This window comes from Paludisphaera sp., assembly GCF_037189885.1.
Classification (GTDB): domain Bacteria; phylum Planctomycetota; class Planctomycetia; order Isosphaerales; family Isosphaeraceae; genus Paludisphaera.
Genome location: NZ_JBBCIR010000007.1, coordinates 26671 through 47135 on the forward strand (window position 1 = coordinate 26671; position 20465 = coordinate 47135).

Consider the following 20465-nt stretch of genomic DNA (forward strand, 5'->3'; position numbering starts at 1 on the left):
CCTGGTCTCTCCCACCGACCGCCCGCGACGTGACCTGGAAGGCAGGCCCGACGAATGCGACCCCCCTCAAGTCCACTGTTCCGCCGCAAGCCGGCGTCCCAGCTGCTCGGAGAGATGGACGACGCCGACCGCCTCAACCGGCGGCTGGGTCCGTTGTCGCTGATCGCGCTGGGAGTGGGCGCCACGGTCGGCTCTGGGTTGTACGTCCAGACGGGGATCGTGGCGCGGGACGTCGCCGGGCCGTCGATCGTCCTCTCGTTCATGATCGCGGCGATCGGATGCGGCTTCGCCGCGCTCTGCTACGCGGAGATGGCCAGCATGGTCCCCGTGGCCGGCAGCGCGTACACCTACGCCTACGCCACGATGGGCGAGCTGGTGGCGTGGATCATCGGCTGGGACCTGATCCTGGAGTACGCCGTCGGCTCCTGCTTCGTCGCCAACGGCTGGTCGGGCTACTTCGACTCGATGCTCAGGAACCTGTTCGGGGTGCAACTGGACCCTAGGCTGTGCGCCTCGCCGTGGGACTACGCCTCCCACGGGTTCGTCTGGAACATGGTGACGCTGGCCGACGGCTCGCAGGCGATGGCCTGGTTCAACCTCCCCGCGGTCCTCGTCACTCTGGCGGTGACGGTCATCCTCGTCGTCGGCATCCGCGAGAGCGCCGGGTTCAACGCGGCGATGGTGCTGCTGAACGTCGGAGTCATCCTCACCCTCATCGGCGCGGGGGCCGCGTACATCGACCCGGAGAACTGGAAGCCGTTCCTCCACGCCGAGAACGGCTGGCAGGGGGTGGCGATGGGCTCGGCCAAGATCTTCGTGGCCTACATCGGCTTCGACTCGATCTCCACCCACGCCGAGGAGGCCCGCGACCCGCGCCGGGACATGCCCATCGGGATCATCGGCGCCCTGATCGTCGTCACTCTGCTGTACGTCGGCACGGCCGCGGCGCTGACGGGGATGACCCACTACACCGAGCTGGACGTCACCGCCCCGCTGGCCGCCGCTCTGCAGTCGAAGGGGCTGACGTTCGCCGGGACGCTGGTGACGCTGGGGATCCTCGCCGGGATGACCAGCTCGCTGCTCGTCGGCAACCTGAGCCAGCCCCGCGTCCTTCTCGCGATGGCCCGCGACGGGCTCCTGCCGCTCCGGTTCTTCGGCGCGATCCACCCGCGATTCAAGACGCCCTGGAAGTCGACGATCCTGGTGGGCGTGGTCGTCGCGATCGGCGGCGCGTTGGCGCCCCTGGGATTCCTGGCCGACCTTGTGAGCATCGGGACGCTGTTCGCCTTCGTGGTCGTCTCGGCATCGGTCTGGCTCCTGCGAATCTCCGACCCGGACCTCCCGCGAGCTTTCCGCGCCCCGTTCGTTCCGTTCGTCTCCACGATGGGAGTGCTGATCAACGGCGGGCTCATGTTCTGGCTCGGCCGCGAGAACTGGATCCGCCTCCTCATCTGGCTGGGCATCGGCCTGCTCGTCTACTTCGGCTACAGCCGTCGCCACTCCGCCCTGAACCGCCAGTCAGAGGGCGCGGCCGAGGGGTGATTCCTCCTACAATGCAAATAGGAGGGCCGGCGACATGACGTGGGACGCGACGAGGGCCGCCGTCGGGAGAGGGGACATGGTTCGCGCTACCCTCCCCGTTCTCGCCTTGTTCCTTGCGACCGCCAGCGTCGTCGTCGCCGAACCGTTCCGCGCCGAAGCCGTCCTCGCGACCGGCGATTCCTGGTCGCGCTCGCTGGGCGAGTTGAAGGCCGGCCGGCGCGGCGAACTGGTCGTCTCGATCGTCGCGCCTGGCGAATCGGACCGCGTGGCGGTCGAGTTGACCGGGGCCGACGGGACAGCGCTTCGCAAACAGCTTCACGCCGGCGACCCGGACGTCTACCTCCCGTATCGTCCCGCCCGCGACGGCGAGGCCATCGTCCGCCTCGCGCGCGAGGCCCCGGCGGGATCGGCCCCCCTCCCCGTGTTCGTCTCCTGGAGCATGAACGACCCCGACGACGTCGATGCCCTGGAGGCCGAGCCCAACGACGATTGGCGATCCGCGAACCGCCTCGTCCTGAGCCGCGCGGTTTACGGCTCGGCCGACGACGTCGACTGGCTGGAGAACGCCGAGGAAGGTCGCGCCGGGTTCGACTGGTTCCGCTTCGAGGTCGATTCGGAAGGCCCCATCCTCGCGACGTTCACGCTCAACCTGGTCGACCGCGACGTCTCCGCCGACCTGGCCCTGTATACGATGAAGGACGACAGGCCCGAGCCGTATCTGAGCGGCAAGGACCCGATGGAGATCGTCCACGATCGCGAACGCGAACGGTACTCCAAGAACCTGATGAGGACACTCTCGAAGGGGACCTATTTCCTCCGCGTCAACGCCAACCACCCGGCTTATATCCTCCGATCGCGCGTCTCCGACGTCCCGCCGTTCGAGGATCCCGCGAAGGCCGTCGACGCGGGCCTGCACTACCTGCTGAGCGCCGGGGACGCCTGGCTCGGCCAGGTTCCGCGCGAGGGGAACCGCTTCGTCCGCGCGGCGAATCTCCACGAGACCAGCCTCCGCTGCACCGGCTGCCACGCCACCTCCTTCCCCGCCGAGGCCGCCCTCGACGCCCTCCGCGCCGGTTATGCGATCGAGGCCCGGGCCGCGCTGGCCAACATGGTCGACCGCATCGCCGACAGCCCCGCCCCGCTCTACGGCGGCACCGGGCTGAACTGGCAGCGGTTCAGCGCGACGCCGCTAGAAGGCCTCTCGGCGCAGGGGGGCATCCTGCTCGACTTCGACCGCCAGGTCGCCGACGTCCCGATCGAGACGGTCGGACGCTTCGGCCCGTTCCTCGGCGCCGCGTGGGGATCGCGGACGCATTTGCCCGAGGACGAGCAGAACGTTATCCCGGCGGAGAGCAAGTTCAGCGTCGCCCGCAAGGGCCGGCGCGTGCTCGCGGAGCTGGGCAATCGTCAGGACCGCGACGACTACGCCCAAGCCGCGACGAACATCGCGGCGCTGGCCGGCGGCCGCGCGGCCGACCGCCGGGTCGAGACGCTCCAGGACCGCATCCACCGCCTGATCGCCTGGGCCGAGGTCGACCGCGAGGCCAACGCGAACAAGATTCGCCGCGAGACCGGCATGCTGCTGGCCCTCCAGAACGACGACGGCGGCTGGCACGAGAGCGACGCCCAGCCCGGCCCGAGCGCCGTTTACGCCACCGGACAGCTCGTCGACGCCCTCCTGCAAGTCGGCATCCCTCGCGACCACCCGGCGATCGCGCGAGCCCTGAGGTTCCTGCTGGCCTCGCAACACGATTTCGGAGGCTGGTTCCAGACGGACACGCATGAAAATTTCCGCACGCCCATGCGCGAAACCCGATGGGCCGTCGCCGCGTTGGCGCGGGCCTACCCCCGTGACGAGCCGCCGCGTCGTGGCTGGGGCGGTCCGCCGGCGCGCGAGCCGCGGGTTGGTTCCCTCGCCAGCACGCTCGACGACCTGGAAGCCGCCTGGGACGCCCCGGATGCCGACGCCCCCGCCTTCCTCGCGGCCGTCGTCGCCCTGCTGGAACACCCCTCGCCGCTCGCCCGCGCGTCGGCCGCCTCGTGCCTGGGGCGTCTGGGGGGCGAGGGGAGCGTCGCGTCGCTCGTCAAGGCGCTGGACGACCCGTCGAAGATCGTCCGCCGGGCCGCCGGGGCCGGCCTGCGGGCCCTCGGCAATCGCGGTATCGGAGTCGACGCGACCCTGGATGCCCTCGCCTCTGATTCCCCCCGCGTCCGTCGCGAGGTCGCCGCTCTGCTGAATCGTCAGGTCCCCGGATTCGAAGGCCGACCGGTCGTCGATCGGCTCGTCCGGGTCGCCGACGATCCGGACATGCTCGCTCGCTTCGAGGCCGCCCGTTCCCTACGGCGCTGGTTCTACCGCGTCGACGACCCGACCGCGCGACGGCGGATCGTCGAGGCCTTCCTCGCCCGCCTCGCCGTCGAGCGAGATCCGCGACTCCGGCGGAACCTGAGCGAGAACCTTTACATCCTAATGGATGAGAACCTGGGCGGCGGCGTGAGCCTCCAACGCCAACTGGCCGCGCTGCCGGAGCCGATGCGCGCCCCGGCGATGGAGGCTCGCGCGGACCTCGAACGCGAGGCGATCCTCGGCCCGATCCTGGCTGCGCTCCGCGACGGCGGCGCCCTCCAGCGGTCCGGCGTGCTCCGGGCGTTCGACGGCTCGTTCTTCGCGGGCCGGACCTACGCCAGGCGCCCCGCCGGCGCGGTCGACGTCGGCAACGACCGCGAGTTCGGCTTCGTGCATGAGCCGCCCATCGAGGACGTCGAGCCGACCTTCGCCGCCCTGCTCTCCGCGACCCCGTCCGGCCCCGATCGGCGCGACGCCCTCCGCCTGGCAGGTTTCTTCCAGGTCTTCGAGCGGACGCGATCGCCGGCCGTCCAGGGGGCTGTCCTGGCGGCCGTCGCCGATCCCGACGTCGAGACCCGCGCGGAGGCCCTCCGGATCGTCGCGCGGGAGACGAGCTTCCGCGGGGCCGAAGACTCCCCGGAACTGGTCGCGGCGATCGCCGCCCGGCTCGTCGATTCGCCCGAGGTCCGCCCCGCGCTGATCGCCGCCGTCGGTCGCAACCCGAAGCTGACGGCGCGGCCAGAGGTCGCCGCCGCGCTCACCTCGCTGGCGGGTCGAACCGACGCCTCGCCCGACCTTCTGCCGGTCCTCGACCGGCTCGACCTCCCCGACGCCGAGGTCGTCGCCGCGATCGAGCGGGGGTGGGACCGCCACGACGCAACCCGGAAAGGCCAGGCGCTCGACGTCCTCCTGCGTCTATCGCCGTCCGAGGCCGTCGGGGCGATTCTCACGAAGGCGTCCGCCGATGCATCCGAGTCGATTCGCGAGAGGGCCGTCGCGAAGCTGATCGAGCGGGCGCCGTCGACCGCCGAGGCGGCCGCCGCGATCGTCCCGGCGCTCTCCGACCCCGCGCCGGCGATCCGACGCCTCGCCCTGAACGCGACCGCCCAACGGGCCTCGTTCTGGGACCGCGCCGACGCGCTGGAAGGCCTCGCCCGGCTCCTCGTCGACCCGGACGCCGACGTCCGCGGCGACGCCCTCGACCTGGTGAAGCATCATCGACTCCTGGTCCGCTACCCCGTCCTCGCCCGCCGCGTGAAGGCGCTGGCGGATGACCCCGCGCTCGGCCGTCGCGTCGACGCCATGCTCCGCGCCGCGGGGAGGGAGCCGACGGAAGTCGCGCCCGACGTGGCGACCGATCGGCCCCTGATCCTCGACCCGGAGACGTTCCGCCGAGACGTCAACCCGCTGTTCTACCGCCGCGGCGCCGACGGTCACGCCTGCGTCGACTGCCACGCCAGCCACGCGCTGCTTCGCATCGCCGAACGCCGCGCGGGGGGGCCGACCGACGAGGACGTGGCGCTCAACCTCATGTCCGCGTCCCGCGTCGTCGACCTCGCCCGGCCCGAGGCGAGCCTCCTGCTCCGCAAGCCGCTGAGCCCCCACGGCCAGGGGGAGGACGACCCCGACGGCCCCACCGGGACCACCCACGTCGGCGGCCCGCGCTGGGAGTCCGCCGACGATCCCGAGTACCGCGCCGTGCTCGCCTGGCTCCGCTCCTCCGCCGCGCAAGCCGAGCCGCCTCCCGCCGTCGCCCCGCGCGACGACGATCCGGAGGTGCTGGCGCCAATAATCCCGTGAGACGCGGCGGTCGGCCGTTGACGGACGAGGCTTTGCCTGCCAAAGTGACTCGACTCTGTGTTGCAAAGTCATCGAGGGGAGGCGCGCGATGGGGAACGAGGAGTCGGAACTCGGGGAAGGCGGGGGCTGGTCGCGGGGGTTCCGGGAACTGGACCGAATCCTGCGCGGGGAGATGACGAGCCTGGGGGGCGAGCCGCGTATCGCGGCCGGGCGGCTGACCTGGGTCGTGGTCTTGCTGTGCATGGCTTACGGGGCATGCATGGGGACGTTCGCGGTCCTGGCGCCGGACGGGCCGGGGCCGATGCAAGTACTGGCGTCGATGGTGAAGGTCCCGCTGCTGTTCTACCTGACGCTGGTGGTGACGCTGCCGTCGCTGTACGTCCTGAACGCGCTGGTGGGCTCGCGACTGACCTTCGGCTCGGTGTTCCGGCTGCTCTCGGCGTCGCTGGGGGTGAACGTGGCGGTATTGGCCTCGATGGGGCCGATCGTGGCGTTCTTCTCGGCCTGCACGACGAGCTACCCCTTCATGGTGCTGCTGAACGTGGCGGTCTTCGCGACCGCCGGGTTCCTGGCGATGGGGTTCTTGCTCCAGGCGCTCCAGCGGCTGAGCGACGAGCAGTGGCCGGCGAACGCCGCCGACGCCGAGATCGTGGGCGAGCCGACCGCCGCGACCCGCCCGCAGGCGGCCCGACGGCCGGAGCCTCGGGTGCGGACGATCTTCCGGCTCTGGATGGTGCTATTCGGCCTGGTGGGGGCCCAGATGGGCTGGGTGCTGCGGCCGTTCATCGGCCACCCGGACCTGCCGTTCGCCTGGTTCCGGCCGCGGCAGTCGAACTTCTTCGAGGCCGTGTATCACGCGCTCGTCGCCCTCTTCTCCTGATCGGGGCCGCGACGCATGACGACCCCCCACCTGCTCCACCGCGCGGACGCCCTGCTCCGGGGCCTCCCCGAGCCGTCTCCCCCGGGCGCGACGGCCTGGCGATCGCGGCTGGCGATCCTGGCGGCGTTCGGCGCCCTGTACGGCGCGACGATGGGTTCCTTCGGCGAGAGGCCGCTCCAGGCGGCGTTCTCCGCGCTGAAGCTGCCGCTGATGCTCGGGGCGACGTTCGCCATCAGCCTGCCGCCGTTCTTCGTGGTCAACACGCTGTTCGGCCTCCGCGACGACTTCCGCCGCGTGGTCGGGGCGCTGGCCGCCGCGCAGGCCGGGCTGGCGGTGATCCTGGCCTCGCTCGCCCCGCTGACGGCGTTCGGCTACCACGCCTGCGGCCTGGGACATCGGCCCGCGATCCTCCTCAACGGCCTGATGTTCGCCCTCGCGAGCCTGGGGGCGCAGGTGGTGTTGCGGCGGTCGTATCGCGGGCTGATCGCGGCCAGGCCGGCGCATCGGGCGATGCTGCGGGCCTGGCTCGGGGTCTACGTCTTCGTCGGCATCCAGATGGGATGGGTGCTGCGGCCGTTCGTCGGCTCGCCGGGGCTGCCGACCCGCTTCTTCCGCGAGGATAGCTGGACGAACGCCTATGTCGTGGTGTGGGAGATCGTCGCGTCCGTCCTGTCCGGATCGTGACTCAACGGGCGCGCGGCTCCACGCCCAGCAGGTGCCGGACGAAGAAGTCCCGACGGCGTCGGTCGCCGTAGGGGCTCTCGCCGACGCCGTGGTCCGCGCCGGGGAAGACGACGAGGTCGAAGTCCTTGTCCGCCCTGATGAGCGCGTCGACCACCTGCATGGTCGAGGCCGGGTCGACGTTCCGGTCCAGCTCGCCGACCGTCAGAAGCAGCTTGCCGGCCAGCTTGTGGGCGTTGGTGACGTTGGACTGCTCGGCGTAGTAAGGGCCGACGGGCCATCCCATCCACTGCTCGTTCCACCAGATCTTGTCCATGCGATTGTCGTGGCAGCCGCAGTCGGCCGCGGCGACCTTGTAGAAATCGCCGTGGAATAGGAGAGCCCCCAGCGCGCTCTGCCCGCCGGCCGATCCGCCGTACACGCCCACTCGCGACAGGTCCATCGCCGGCTCCTCCGCGGCGGCGGCCTTCATCCAGAGGATGCGGTCGGGGAAGCCCGAGTCGGCCAGGTTCTTCCAGCAGACGTCATGGAACGCCTTGGAACGGCCGTTCGTCCCCATGCCGTCGACCTGAACCACGATGAACCCCAGCTCCGCGAGCGCCTGATGGCTGTGGAACGCCGCGAACCGCTTGGGGACGAAGGAACCGTGCGGGCCCGCGTAGATCTGCTCGATCACCGGATACCTGGCGTCGGACTTGAACTCGCGAGGGAGGCAGATGATGCCGTGGATGTCGGTCTTGCCGTCGCGCCCCTTCGCGACGAACCGCCGGGGCGGCTTCCAGCCCGTGGCCTCGAGCCGCGAGACGTCGGCGCGCTCCAACTCGCGGACGAGCGAGCCGTCGGCCGATCGCCGTAGTTCGACGACCGGCGGCATGTCGACGCGCGAGTAGGTATCGACGAAATACTCCCGGTCGGGCGAGAATTCGACCTCGTGCGTGCCGTCGCCTTCCGTCAGGATGACGAGATTGTTCCCGTCGAAGTCGGCCCGAGCGAAGTGGACGTGGTACGGATCCTGGCCGGGCCTGATGCCGCCGGCGCGGAACCAGACCTGACGCTTCTCCTCGTCGACGCGGTCGACGCCCAGGACGGCCCATTCGCCGCGGGTTATCGGGTTCTTCACGCGGCCGTCGGTCAGGTCGATCAGGTACAGGTGGTTCCAGCCGTCGCGCTCGGACATCCAGATCAGGTCATTCGTCTTCTCCATGCGGCGTTCGAACAGCTTGGAGGAATAGCAGAAGAAGGTCTCGGGCTGCTCGTCGACTATCGCGGTCGCCACGCCGGTCGTCGCGTCGACGGCGATCAGCCGCATCACCTGATGCCCGCGCTGGTTGTACAGGAACGAGAACCCCGAGGAGTCCGCGGCCCAGGCAAAGCGTTCCACGCTCCAGGGGTTCGGGGCGAGGTCCGGGTCGATCGGGATCTCCTCGCGCGTCTCGACGTCGAACAGGTGGGGCTTCGAGACGGGGATCTGGTCGCCGGGCTTGAGGTAGTCGTGGGTGATCAGCTTCGGCTGCAACTGGTCTCGCGGCGAGGAGGCGACCATGTGGACCTTGTGGTCCGACCCGCTCCGACGCCGCAACGCGACGAATCGGCGCGAATCGGGCGACCAGAACACGCCGGGCTCGTAGGCGTCCACGTCGCTGCCCTCGAAACTGACGCGCGTCTCCCGGCCGCCGTCCTTCTCGCGGAGGATCAGGTTGTGGTCGCGTACGACGACCGCGAGCTTGCCGTCCGGCGAATCCTCCCCGCGCGGGGATTGCCGGGTCTCGTGGCCGACGTCGGGACGCCATCGCCCGCGCCCGCGCCCGGTCCGGGATTCGGTCGGGGACTCCTCGGCCGGCGTGGGTATCTCCTTGAGTTCGCCCGAGGGGTCGAACCGATAGAACTTCCCTTCGAAGGCGAAGCTCGCCGCGCCTTCATCCGCGATGTCGAGGCGTTCGAGCGTCAGCTTCGCCGCGTCGATCGGCTTGCTTGTCGCCGTCCGCAGCGCGTCGGCCAGCGCGGCGTGGTCGAACGCCGGCCGTCGCTCCCCCTTCGCGGGGTCGACCAGGATGTACTCGCGGCCCCCTTCGGCCAGGTCGTTGCGATACCAGAATCGGGGCCCGTCCGCGATCCACTGGGGCCGCGCGGACGACCGGAAGACCGTGTCGCGCGTCGACTCGTGCAGGCCGTCGGCCCGCGCGTAAGCGGCCTTCGACCCCCCGTCGTCCGCCCGAGCGACCGGGACAACCCCCAGGGCCAACGCCGCGACGAACAGCCCGGCGACGCGGGAATCGATATGGACGAACAAGATGCATCCTCCCAGGTCGGACCCCGCGCGCCCCGCGCGCCGGCGGAGCGATCATTATGGCGTCGGCCCCGTTCCCGGAGGAAGGAAGCCGCGGCCCCCGTGGTCGTCGCGCCGATGTTGTTTGGAGGCGGCGCCGCTGTCGAATAATTGTTGAAGCGGGGCCAGCAATGGGTTACAACCGGACGGATGAAGGACTCGATCTGTCGCGAGCCGGGAAGATGAGATGCGTCCGATGATCCTGGGCCTCGTCGCGATCCTCGCGGGGACGGCGGGGGCGGCCGAGCCGTCGCCGACCGTCACGTTCGAGCGGGACGTCCAGCCGATCCTCACGCGGGCCGGCTGCAATGCCGGGGCGTGCCACGGCAAGGCGAGCGGGCAGAACGGGTTTCGGCTCTCGCTCCAGGGCTTCGACCCGACGTTCGATCATATCGCCATCGCTCGCGAGGAGGGAGGCCGGCGCGTCCACCGCCCGGCGCCGGAACAGAGCCTCCTGCTCCAGAAAGGGGCGGCGACCGTCCCCCACGGCGGCGGGCAACGGCTGGACCCCGACGGCCCGTTTTACGAGACCATCCGCCGCTGGATCGCCGACGGCCTCCCGCGCACCCCGGCCGACGCCCCCAAGCTCGCCCGGGTGAGCGTCGAGCCGACCGAGCGCGCGCTGAAGCCCGACGAGGCGTTCGAACTCCGCGTAACGGCCCATTTCTCCGACGGGTCGAGCGAGGACGTGACGGAGCTTTCGACCTACGGCTCCAGCGAGTCGACGACCGTGGCCGTCGACGAGGAAGGCCGCGTCCGCGCGGGCAAGCTCGCCGGCGAGGCCACCATCTCGGCCCGCTACGAGGGCCTCTTCGCCAACTGCGACGTCTTCATCCCTCTCGAAGGGGATGTCGACGAGGCCGAATACGCCGCGTTCCCCCGCGCGAACTTCATCGACGACCTGGCGGTGGCCAAGTGGAAGAAGCTGGGGCTGACGCCGTCGGCCGTCGCCGGGGACGCCACGTTCCTCCGCCGCGCCCATCTGGACGTCATCGGCCGCCTCCCCACGCCCGAGGAGGCCCGAGCGTTCCTCGACGACACCTCGCCGGACAAGCGGGCCCGGCTGGTCGACAGGCTCCTCGAACGCCCGGAGTACGCCGACCACTGGGCGACGAAGTGGATGGACCTGCTGCGGCCCAACCCCTACCGCGTGGGGATCAAGGCGGTCTTCAACCTGGACGGCTGGATCCGCCAGGCCTTCCGCGACAACCTCCCCTACGACGAGTTCGTCCGCCGGATCGTCACGGCCCAGGGGAGCACCTTCGAGCAGGGTCCCGCCACCATCTTCCGCGACCACCGCGACCCGATCGAGATCGCGCCCGTGGTCGGGCAACTGTTCCTCGGCATCCGGCTCGACTGCGCCAAGTGCCACCACCACCCGTTCGAGTCGTGGAGCCAGGAGCAGTTCTACGAGTTCTCGGCGTTCTTCACCCGCGTCGGCCGGAAGGGGACCGGTCTCTCCCCGCCGATCTCCGGCAGCGAGGAGGTCGTCTTCACCGCCAAGTCCGGGTCCCTCAAGCACCCGCAGACCGAGGCGGAGCTGGCGGCCAAGCCCCTCTTCGGCGAGGCCCCGATTCCGGACGACCCCGACGCCGACCCGCGCGAGGCGCTCGCCCGCTGGATGACCGCGCCGGAAAACCGCTACTTCGCCGAGGTGATGGCCAACCGCGTCTGGGGCGACCTGATGGGCGTCGGCATCGTCGACCCCGTCGACGACATCCGGGCGACCAACCCGCCCAGCAACGCCCCCCTGCTGGAAGCCCTGGCCGCCGACTTCCGAGACCACGGCTACGACGTGAAGCACCTGCTCCGCGCGATCATGGCGTCAAGCGTCTACGCGCTCGAGTCCGAGCCCAACGAGAGGAACGTCGCCGACGCGCGGAACTTCTCGCGGCATTATCGGCAGCGGCTGCGAGCGGAGACGCTGCTGGACGCCGTCAGCGACGTGACCGGCGTGCCGGACTCGTTCGACGCCTCGCCGCCGGGGAGCCGGGCCGTCTCGACCTGGACCAACCGCATCCCCTCGCTGTTCCTGGACACCTTCGGGCGTCCCGACGCGAACCAGGATCCCCCCTGCGAACGGACCACCGACACGGCCGTCGTGCAGGCGCTCCACCTGATGAACGCGCCGGGCGTGAACCAGAAGCTGACGTCCGACGAGGGCCGCGTCGCCGCGCTGGCGAAGGGCGACGCGACGCCCCGGGCGATCGTCGAGGAGCTGTTCCTCGCCACCTACTCCCGCCTCCCCTCCGACGAGGAGCGGGAGGTCGCCGAGGCCCTCTTCCAGGTGCCCGACAAGCCCCGCCGCGCCGCCGTCGAGGACGTGGTGTGGGCGCTGCTGAACTCCCCCGAATTCGTGTTCAAGGACTGAGCCGCCGGCCCCGCCGCGCGCCGTCCCCTCCTCCCCCCCTCCTCGGCGAGAGCGAGAGCCATGACCCCACCCCGCAACTGCCAGACGACCGCCTCCCGGCGCGACTTCCTCAAGCTCGGCCTGGGCGCCCTGATGGGGGGCGGCCTGGTCGACGCCCTGCGGGCCCGGAGCGTGGCCGCCCCGGCGGGGGCGAGGCCCGCGAGCTGCATCCTCGTCTGGATGGACGGCGGCCCCAGCCACTACGAGACCTTCGACCCCAAGCCCGACGCCCCCGCCGAGGTCCGCGGCGAGTTCCGCGCGATCGAGACGGCCATCCCCGGCATCCGGTTCTCCGAGCACATGGAGCGCCTGGCGGCCATCGCCGACAAGCTGGCGATCGTGCGGTCGATCCGCCACGACCAGGGGAACCACGGGGCGGGGAATCATTACATGATCACCGGTGCCCCGCCACGCATCCCGGTGGGCTGCGGCGCGTTCGTTAGCTTCCACCCCAGCATGGGCTCCGTCGCCGCGCACGAGCGCTCGGCGCCCGACGGCCTGCCGTCGTACTTCTCCATGCCGAGCATGACCCGCTCCGGCGGGCCGAACTTCCTGGGCGCCCGATACGCGCCGTTCGTCGTCTCCGACGATCCCAACGCCAACGGCTTCCGCGTCCGCGACGTCGCCCCCCCGGGCGGCCTGGAGATTGATCGCGTCGACGACCGCCGCGGCCTCCGCGAGCGGCTCGACAACTTCAAGCGGTTCGCCGACAAGGCCGCCGGCGACCCCGCCCTGGCGCTCGACGAGTACTACCACCAGGGCTACGAGCTGATGGCCTCCCCCCAGGCCCAGCGCGCCTTCGACGTCTCGCAGGAAGACCCCAGCGTCCGCGACATGTACGGCCGGAATTCCTTCGGCCAGCGCTGCCTGCTCGCCCGCCGCCTGGTCGAGGCCGGCGTCCCGTTCGTCACCCTCAACGAGGGGGGCTGGGACCACCACGTCGGCATCTTCGACGGCTTCAAGAAGCGCATGCCCCGCTTCGAGGGGGCCATCGCCGCGCTCATCCAGGACCTCGACCGTCGCGGGCTGCTGGACTCCACGCTGGTCGTCGTGCTCGGCGAGTTCGGCCGGACGCCGAAGATCAACAAGGACGCCGGCCGCGACCACTGGTCGAACGCCATGTCGGTCCTGATGGCCGGTGCCGGCACGCCCGGCGGCCAGGTCGTCGGCGCGACCGACGCCTACGGATTCGCCGCCAGCGAGCGCGTCCTGTCGCCGGAGAACTTCGTCTCCACGATCTACCACAAGCTCGGCATCGACCCGGCCAAGATCCTCCACACCCCCTCCGGGCGGCCCACGTTCATCGTCTCCGACCCGACCCCGATCCGGGAGCTGATGGGATGAGGCGGCACCGTGTCGCCGCCTCGCTCGCCGTGCTCCTCGGCATCGCCTCGACATGCGCGGCCAAGCCGCCGACGATCACCGCGCTCTTCCCCGCCGGGGCCGAGCGCGGCCAGACCGTCTCGGTGAAGCTCTCCGGGAATTTCGACCACTGGCCGGCGAAATGCTGGCTGGACGGCGAGGGCCTGACCGTCACCCCGGCGGAGGAGAAGGGCGTCCTCTCCATCGCCGTCGCCGGGGACGCCCTCCCCGGCGTCCGTTGGTTCCGCGTGTTCGACCAGGACGGGGCGTCCTCTTCGCGGCCGTTCGTCGTGGGCGTCCTCCGCGAGATCGCGGAGGTCGAGCCCAACGACGACCCGCGCAAGCCTCAGAAGGTCGAGGAGCCCCGCGTCACGATCAACGGCCGGCTGGCGAAGAACGGCGACGTCGACGGGTTCGCGGTCGAGCTGAAGGCGGGCGCCGTCCTGACGGCCGACCTCCAGGCCGCCCGCCCGATCGGCTCGCCGATGGACGGCGTGCTCCAGGTGGTCTCGGCCGACGGCTTCGTCATGGCCCAGAACGACGACGACGTCGGCATGGACCCGCGGATCGTGTTCGAGGCCCCTTCCGACGGGACCTACATCGTCCGCCTGTTCGCCTTCCCCGCCGCGCCGGATAGCAGCATCCGCTTCTCCGGCGGCGACGCCTACGTCTATCGGCTCACCCTCACCACCGGCGGCTTCGTCGACCACGCCTTCCCGCTGGCCGTCGCGGCCGGCGGCCCGGCGGAGGTCGCCGCCGTGGGGCCGAACGTCCCCGCGCCCGGCCCGGGCTCCGCGCTCGCCGTGCCCGCCGGCGACGACCCCGGTCGCGTCGCCCTCGCCCACCCTTCCCTGCCGGGGATCGCGGAGGTCCGTCGCGTCGCGGGGCCTACGGCCGTCGAGGCCGAAGTTGCGGCCGACGACCATCCCCAGCCGCTCGCGGATCTCGGCTCCGTCAGCGGCCGACTCGATCTTCCGGCCGAACGCGACATCTACCGGATCGCCCTGAAGAACGGGGAGACGCGCGTGTTTCGCGTGGAGTCGCGCGAGTTCGGCCTGCCGCTGGACCCTGTCGTCGCGGTCCTTGACGCCGAGGGGAAGGCCCTGGCCGAGGCCGACGACCGTCGGCGATCGTCGAAGGATCCCGAGCTGAAGTTCGCCCCCAAGGCCGACGGAGAATACCGCGTGGTCGTCCGCGATCTCCACGGACGGGGCGGCCCGCGCTACGCGTACCTCCTGAGCGTGGCGAAGCCCGAGCCCGACTTCGAGCTGACGCTGGCCGCCGACCAGTTCGAGGTGACGCCCGGCAAGGAATCCAAGGTCGCCGTGACGATCGACCGTCGCGAGGGATTCGCGGGGGAGATCGAGATCCGAGCCGAGGGACTCCCCGCCGGCGTGGAGGCGACGAAGGTCGTCTCGAAGTCCGGCGACGACTCGGCGAAGTCCGTGACGCTGGAGATCCGCGCCGCGGCCGACTCCAACGCCCCCGCCGGCCCCTTCCGCGTCTTCGGACGACCCGTCGAGGGAGACGGCCGGGATCGGCCCGCGCGGGTCAACCTCGCCGATTTCGGGGCCGAGACGGAGCAGCCCTGGCTGACGGTCCTCCCCGCCCCGAAGTGAAACCCCGGGGCGATCGGCCCGCCCCTTGCGAGGGCCTAATCCTCGCACGGGTGTGATGGCCGGCCGCCTACGGGGGTGTCGACGTGACGAGGAAAGAGCCAGCCGGGAGGCACGCCGTCCGGGTCGGGGTCGCCGGCTGGTCGATCCCAAAGGAGCACGCCGAGCGGTTCCCCGCCGAGGGGACGCATCTGGAGAGGTACGCCGCGACCCTACCCGCCGTCGAGATCAACTCGTCCTTCTACAGGCCTCATCAACCGAAGACCTACGCGCAATGGGCCGAATCGGTCCCGGAGGGCTTCCGGTTCGCCGTGAAGGCGCCGAGGGCCGCCACCCACGAACGGCGCCTGATCGACGCCGACGACGTGCTCGACAGGTTCCTCGCGGAGGCCGGCCAACTCGGCGAGAAGCTGGGGCCGATCCTCGTCCAGCTCCCGCCGAGCCTGCCGTTCGCGTCGGACGTCGCCGATCGGTTCCTCGGCTCGCTCCGGGATCGGTTCGACGGGCTCATCGCCCTGGAGCCCAGGCACGCGACGTGGTTCGGCCTGGAGCCGGAACGACTCCTGACGCGGCGGCGCGTCGCGCGAGTGGCCGCCGACCCGGCGGTGGCGCCGACTGCCGGGGAGCCGGGGGGATGGGACGGCCTGGTGTACTACCGCCTTCACGGCACGCCGAAGGTCTACTATTCGGACTACCCGGCCGAGTACCTTGCGGCCGTCGCGCGGAAGCTGGAGGAGGCCGCGCGGACGGCCGAGGCGTGGTGCATCTTCGACAACACCGCCGCCTTCGCCGCGCCGGGGAACGCGCTCGACGTGCTCGAACGGCTCGGCGCGGGCTGACGGCGGGCCTTAACCCTCGATCTCGGCCGGCTGGCATTCCTCGGCGAACTCGGCCAGCAGCCGGTCGAACTCGCCGTGGTGCTCGACCAGGCCCAGGTGCCTGGCCGGGGAGAGCGTGGCGAGCCTGCCCCCGGGGACTTGCCCGGCGATGAACTCGCCGGCCTCCGGCTTGGTCGTCGTGTCGAGGTCTCCCACGACGACCAGCGTCGGTACGTTGATCCGCGGGAGAGCCTCGGTCGCGTCGTACGCCAGCATCCCGAGCATCCCTCGGGCGAGGACGTCAGGCCGGGCGCGCGGCATGAACTCGGCGAAGAAGTCGAGCTGGCCGCGGGTCTCGCCGCCCGCGAACGACGACCTGTGCGTCGACCGATGGACGGTGCCGTTGAGGTAGCTCAGCCAGTTGAGCGCCCAGGCCAGCGGCCACAGGCCGATGGTCAGGTATAGCAGCGGCACGATCACCGGCTCCTCGAGCGCCGTGTACAGGGCGGCCATCTGGGTCGTGCGGACGGGGTTCGTGTAGGTCGTGTGGACGAGGACCACGCCGGCGACCCGCGCGCCGAGCGCCTCGGGATGCTCCTTGCAGTAGGTCAGCGTGGCCATGCCGCCGATGCTGTGCCCGACGAGCACCGCGGGACGGCCGTCGGCGAGCGCGAGCACGGCGTCGAGGTCGGCCGCGAACTTCTCGAGCCGATAGTCCTTATTGGCCGGCTGCGTGGAGAGGCCCAGCCCCGGCTCGTCCCAGATGATCACGCGGAACCGCTCGGCCAGGTATCGCTTCTGGTAGAACCACGCCGTGCTGTCGACGCCCCAGCCGTGGGAAAAGACGATCGGGGGCGCGTCTCGGCGGCCATGACACTCGACGCGTAGCTCGGTGCCGTCGGGGCGCCGGATCGTGTGGCTCTCGCCGGTCCGATCGCCCGATGGATCGACGTCCGCCTCCGGGCCGATGGTCGCGGCACCGCCCCGAGCGCGAGCGTCCCGGGCGTCGGTCGCGCCAGACGGCGCGCCTCGCCTGAGCGTCAGCCTGGAGAGGCCGTGCCCGATCGCCCCGCCCGCGGTCCCCCAGATCAGCAGGGCCAGGGCGGCACCCAGTTCCAGGGTGGGCCGGTTCCAGCCGGGGTCGAACCGGAACACGCGGCGATTCGCCACGGTCTCGACCGTCGCCCCGTCGGCGCGGCGCGAGGTGGGGATTCGCTCCACGACGTGGGCGTCGTCGTACCAGCGATTCAGCAGGTAGACCCCGCCGGCCAGGATCGCGACGGCGAGCAGGCCCCGGAACCACATCCCGAGGATGTTGAACGGCATGAAGAACATGGCGCGACCCGATGACGATGCCGGGGGCGTCGAAGGCGCGGCGACCCGCCGCGCCGCTCGGCCCCGGGGCACGGCCTGTCTAGCAAACCACATGCCCGGCTCGACGGGTCGCGCCCGCGGTTCAGAACGTCAGGCGACGGTCGCGCGCGGTGGTCTCCCACTCGTCCACGACGTGGCCGCCGGCGACGACCAGGGCGCGGCGGTGGAGGGCCACGGTGGGGCAGATGTGGGCGGGGATCGCCAGCAGGGGCGCGCCGATGGGGAAGCGCTCGGCGTCGGCGACGTCGAGGAACAGGTGCTCCTCGCTGTGGCCGGCGACCCTCGCGTCCGGCAACGCGGGGAGCCACGCGCGTAGGCCGGGCGGCGGCGTGTCGGCGGCGACGGCCTTGTGGCCCAGGTCCAGGCAGAGGCGGCCGGCGCGTGGCCGGCTGACGACGCGAGTCAGGAGGAGCGCGGCCGGCGTGAACGGCAGGTCGGGGAACCGCGACGCGTAGTTGTAATCGTGGTAGACGACCGTCCCCGGCGAGCATTCGACGCCCGGCTCCCGGAACGCGCCGTGGATCGGGAACGTCGGCGTCCCCCCCATCACCAGGCGGGGGACCGGCAGGCCCGACCCCGCCAGGCGGTCGCGGAACCCCACGACGACCTCCTCGACGCCCCTCGCCGCGGCCGTCCGTTCGCCCACGTCCGCGATGCCCAGGTGGCCGTCGTAGGCGTGGATGCCGTCGGGGACCAGGCCCGGCGACAGGTCGATCCGCTCGTACACCCGCGCCGCGGCGTCCCCCGGCGCGATCCCGGTCCGGCCCATGCCGACGTCCAGGTCGAGCAGCGTGGGGATGGGCCGGTCGAGCTGCGCGGCGGCGTCGGACAGCCCCAGGACGTGCTCGGCGGCGTCGACCACGGCGCGGAAGGCGACATCGGGGAAGGCGGCCGAAAGCGAGGCGAAGCGGGCGAGGTTCGGCCCGACCAGCGGGTAGGCGAGCAGCACGTCGGTCGCGCCGGCCCGCGCGAGCATCTCGGCCTCGGCGATCGTGGCGCACTTGTGCCTGGTGATCCCCCGAGCAAGGCCCATGCGGATGACGTCGGCCGATTTGTGGGTCTTGGCGTGCGGCCGGAGCCGATCGGCCCCCCGCGCCAGCCCGATCATGGCGTCCAGGTTCGCCGCGACGAGGTCGCGGAAGACCAGCAGCGACGGGCTGGGGATCGAGTCGGGGTCGTCCAGACGGTACGGCGGCGAATCGATCATGGCTGGGGCCGCCGGTTCGGCGGGAGGAGGCCGGAGACGGCGGCGGTCATGGCCTTCACGCCGACGGCGATGCTCCCCTCCGGCTCGGGATAGTACTTGTTGGAATGCAGGCCGGGGAGCGGCTCGCCGGCGTCCTTCGCCGCCTGGATGCGCTCGGCGGGGACGGTCCCCAGCCAGAGCATCATGATCGGCACGCCGTCGCGGGCGTAGAGGGCGAAGTCCTCCGACCCCATGACGGGCTGGGCCTCGTGGACGTGGTCGTCGCCGAGGGCCTCGCGCAGCATGGGGGTCACGCGGGCCACCAGCTCAGGGTCGTTCGAGGTCTCCGGGGTGTGCTCGACCACCTCGACCGTGGGCTCGGGGGCGCGGTGAGCCTCCGACAGCGCTCGGGCCCGGCGCTCGATCCCCTCGATCAGGGCGAGGCGGACCGAGTCCTTGTACGAGCGGAGCGTCAGCTCCAGCTTCACCTCGTCGGGGATGACGTTGTGCTTCAGGCCGCCGTGGATCGAACCGACGGTGACCACGGCCGGGTCCAACGGCGAGATCTCCCGGCTCACGATCGTCTGGATGTCGAGCACCACCAAGGCGGCGAGGGTGATCGGGTCGATGGTCTTGTCCGGCATGGAGCCGTGCCCGCCGCGGCCCCGGATCGTCACGTCGAGCGCCGTGGAACTCGCGAGCATCGGCCCGGCCCGGTAATGGACGTCGCCCACGGCTCCATCGGCCATGCAGTGGAGGGCCAGCGCGAAGTTGGGCTTCGGGAAACGCTCGTAGAGCCCGTCGTCCAGCATGGCGCGGGCCCCGGCGATGCGCTCCTCGGCCGGCTGGGCGATCAGGACGACCGTGCCGCTCCAGCGGTCCTTGTGATCGGCCAGCCAGTTCGCGACGCCGACGAGCGTGGTCATGTGGACGTCGTGGCCGCAGGCGTGCATCACGCCGACTTCGCGCCCCTGGGGGTCGACCGCCTTGGCCTTGCTCGCGTAGGGGAGCCCCGTCTCCTCCGTGACCGGCAGCCCGTCCATGTCGGCGCGGACCAGGACGACGGGCCCGGCGCCGTTCTCCATCACGCCGACGACGCCGAGTTGGCCGACGCCCGTCGTGACCTCGGCGCCGGCCTTGCGCAGCTCGTCGGCCATGCGGGCGGCGGTCTTCTCCTCCCGCATCGACAGCTCGGGCGCACGGTGCAGGTCGGTGTAGAGCTTCAGCAGCTCGTCGCGATGGGCGTCCAGCTTCGGCCCCTCGGCGCGGGCCGAGGCGGCCGACGCCAGGAAGGCCGCGAGGATCAAGGCTCGGCGCATGGTCGGGCTCCGGTCGTTGGGGGTCGGATCAGTCCTCGATGCCGTGCTGCTTGTTCCACGACATCGCCTTGGCGTGCTCGGCCTCGGCGATCCGGCCGCAGCGGACGTAGATGACCGAGAGCGCCGTGTAGCTGAACGCGTCTTCCGGCTCCAGCTCCACGACCTTCTGGGCGTGCGCGATGGCCTTCTCGGACTCGCCGAGATCGACGTAGAGCCTGGCGAGCATCCCGTGGCCGATGGCGAACCTCGGGTCGGCCGCGACGGCCTCCTCCAGCTTCGCGATCGCGCCGGGCTTGTCGCCCTGGTCGCGGAGGTTCACGGCTTCGTCGTAGAGCTGGTTCGGCGTGGGCATCGGGGCGATCCTGGCTTGAACTGGGGGACGCGGGCGAGCCGGCCCGCGGCGAAGGACCCATTCTAGGCTCGCCGCCGCGGGGCCGCCACTGGGCCCGCGATTACCCCACCCGCGCGTGGCGGACCTTGTTCTCGGACAGCCAGGCGAGCAGGTCTTCCTGCTCCTCGGACAGCTCGACCTCGGTGGCGTTGTCGGAGTCCAGCGGGGAGACGAGGTGGATGACCCCGTCGTCGAGCCACTTCGCGACCTCGTCGCGGTCGAACCAGTATTCGTTCTCGCCCAGCTCGGGCCGGTCGGGGGCGTCGGGGCCGGACACGAAGTAGACGAGCTGGCCACGGAGCCGATCCGAGATCGGGAGCGGCGGCAGCTCGGGGCGGTCGAGGGGGATCAGCTTCGGTCGGTCCATCGTGGTCGCGTCCGGTGGGAGGGGGTTCGGGGGGCGTCGTCGATGA

Annotated in this window: 14 protein-coding genes; 8 read left to right on the plus strand and 6 right to left on the minus strand. The window is 71.3% G+C overall.

What is annotated here, in order from left to right; genetic code table 11:
* The first annotated feature begins 54 nt into the window (after positions 1-54).
* The 4 genes from WG209_RS02615 (at position 55) to WG209_RS02630 (ending at position 7253) form a co-directional block, all read left to right on the plus strand.
* Positions 55-1542, plus strand: coding sequence for an amino acid permease (locus WG209_RS02615; RefSeq protein ID WP_337173441.1), 1488 nt, complete (start codon positions 55-57; stop codon positions 1540-1542).
* A gap of 76 nt (positions 1543-1618) precedes the next feature.
* Positions 1619-5689, plus strand: a complete 4071-nt coding sequence (locus tag WG209_RS02620) for a HEAT repeat domain-containing protein (RefSeq protein WP_337173442.1) — start codon at positions 1619-1621, stop codon at positions 5687-5689.
* Between the two features lie 88 nt (positions 5690-5777).
* Positions 5778-6569 carry a hypothetical protein gene (locus tag WG209_RS02625; RefSeq protein ID WP_337173443.1) on the plus strand — a complete coding sequence of 264 codons (792 nt, stop codon included), beginning with the start codon at positions 5778-5780 and terminating at the stop codon, positions 6567-6569.
* A gap of 15 nt (positions 6570-6584) precedes the next feature.
* Positions 6585-7253, plus strand: a complete 669-nt coding sequence (locus tag WG209_RS02630) for a hypothetical protein (RefSeq protein WP_337173444.1) — start codon at positions 6585-6587, stop codon at positions 7251-7253.
* A 1-nt stretch (position 7254) separates the two neighbouring features.
* On the opposite strand, the gene WG209_RS02635 is transcribed toward WG209_RS02630, so the two are convergent.
* Positions 7255-9540: a prolyl oligopeptidase family serine peptidase gene (locus tag WG209_RS02635; RefSeq protein ID WP_337173445.1), complete on the minus strand. Its 2286-nt coding sequence runs from the start codon at positions 9538-9540 to the stop codon at positions 7255-7257.
* A gap of 223 nt (positions 9541-9763) precedes the next feature.
* Between WG209_RS02635 and WG209_RS02640 the strand changes: the two genes are divergently transcribed.
* The 4 genes from WG209_RS02640 to WG209_RS02655 all read left to right on the plus strand — a co-directional run bounded on the left by WG209_RS02640 (position 9764) and on the right by WG209_RS02655 (position 15803).
* Entirely contained in the window at positions 9764-11947 is a 2184-nt protein-coding gene (locus WG209_RS02640; RefSeq protein WP_337173446.1) for a DUF1549 and DUF1553 domain-containing protein, read from the plus strand.
* Between the two features lie 60 nt (positions 11948-12007).
* Entirely contained in the window at positions 12008-13330 is a 1323-nt protein-coding gene (locus WG209_RS02645; protein ID WP_337173447.1) for a DUF1501 domain-containing protein, read from the plus strand.
* Positions 13327-14967 (plus strand): PPC domain-containing protein, encoded by a 1641-nt coding sequence (locus WG209_RS02650; protein WP_337173448.1) that lies wholly within the window; start codon positions 13327-13329, stop codon positions 14965-14967. The genes WG209_RS02645 and WG209_RS02650 overlap by 4 nt, the downstream gene beginning before the upstream one ends.
* An 83-nt stretch (positions 14968-15050) precedes the next feature.
* Positions 15051-15803 carry a DUF72 domain-containing protein gene (locus WG209_RS02655; RefSeq protein ID WP_337173449.1) on the plus strand — a complete coding sequence of 251 codons (753 nt, stop codon included), beginning with the start codon at positions 15051-15053 and terminating at the stop codon, positions 15801-15803.
* 9 nt (positions 15804-15812) lie between these two features.
* Here the strand turns inward: WG209_RS02655 and WG209_RS02660 are convergent, their stop codons facing one another.
* The 5 genes from WG209_RS02660 to WG209_RS02680 form a co-directional block, all read right to left on the minus strand.
* The gene (locus WG209_RS02660; protein WP_337173450.1) at positions 15813-17117 is read right to left on the minus strand and encodes an alpha/beta hydrolase; all 1305 of its coding nucleotides are present in this window, start codon (positions 17115-17117) and stop codon (positions 15813-15815) included.
* 121 nt (positions 17118-17238) lie between these two features.
* Positions 17239-18363: a D-TA family PLP-dependent enzyme gene (locus tag WG209_RS02665; protein WP_337173451.1), complete on the minus strand. Its 1125-nt coding sequence runs from the start codon at positions 18361-18363 to the stop codon at positions 17239-17241.
* Positions 18360-19661 carry an amidohydrolase gene (locus WG209_RS02670; protein ID WP_337173452.1) on the minus strand — a complete coding sequence of 434 codons (1302 nt, stop codon included), beginning with the start codon at positions 19659-19661 and terminating at the stop codon, positions 18360-18362. The genes WG209_RS02665 and WG209_RS02670 overlap by 4 nt, the downstream gene beginning before the upstream one ends.
* Positions 19662-19689: 28 nt before the next feature.
* Entirely contained in the window at positions 19690-20013 is a 324-nt protein-coding gene (locus WG209_RS02675) for a tetratricopeptide repeat protein (protein ID WP_337173453.1), read from the minus strand.
* Positions 20014-20113: 100 nt separating this feature from the next.
* Entirely contained in the window at positions 20114-20419 is a 306-nt protein-coding gene (locus tag WG209_RS02680; RefSeq protein WP_337173454.1) for a hypothetical protein, read from the minus strand.
* Positions 20420-20465: the final 46 nt, after the last annotated feature.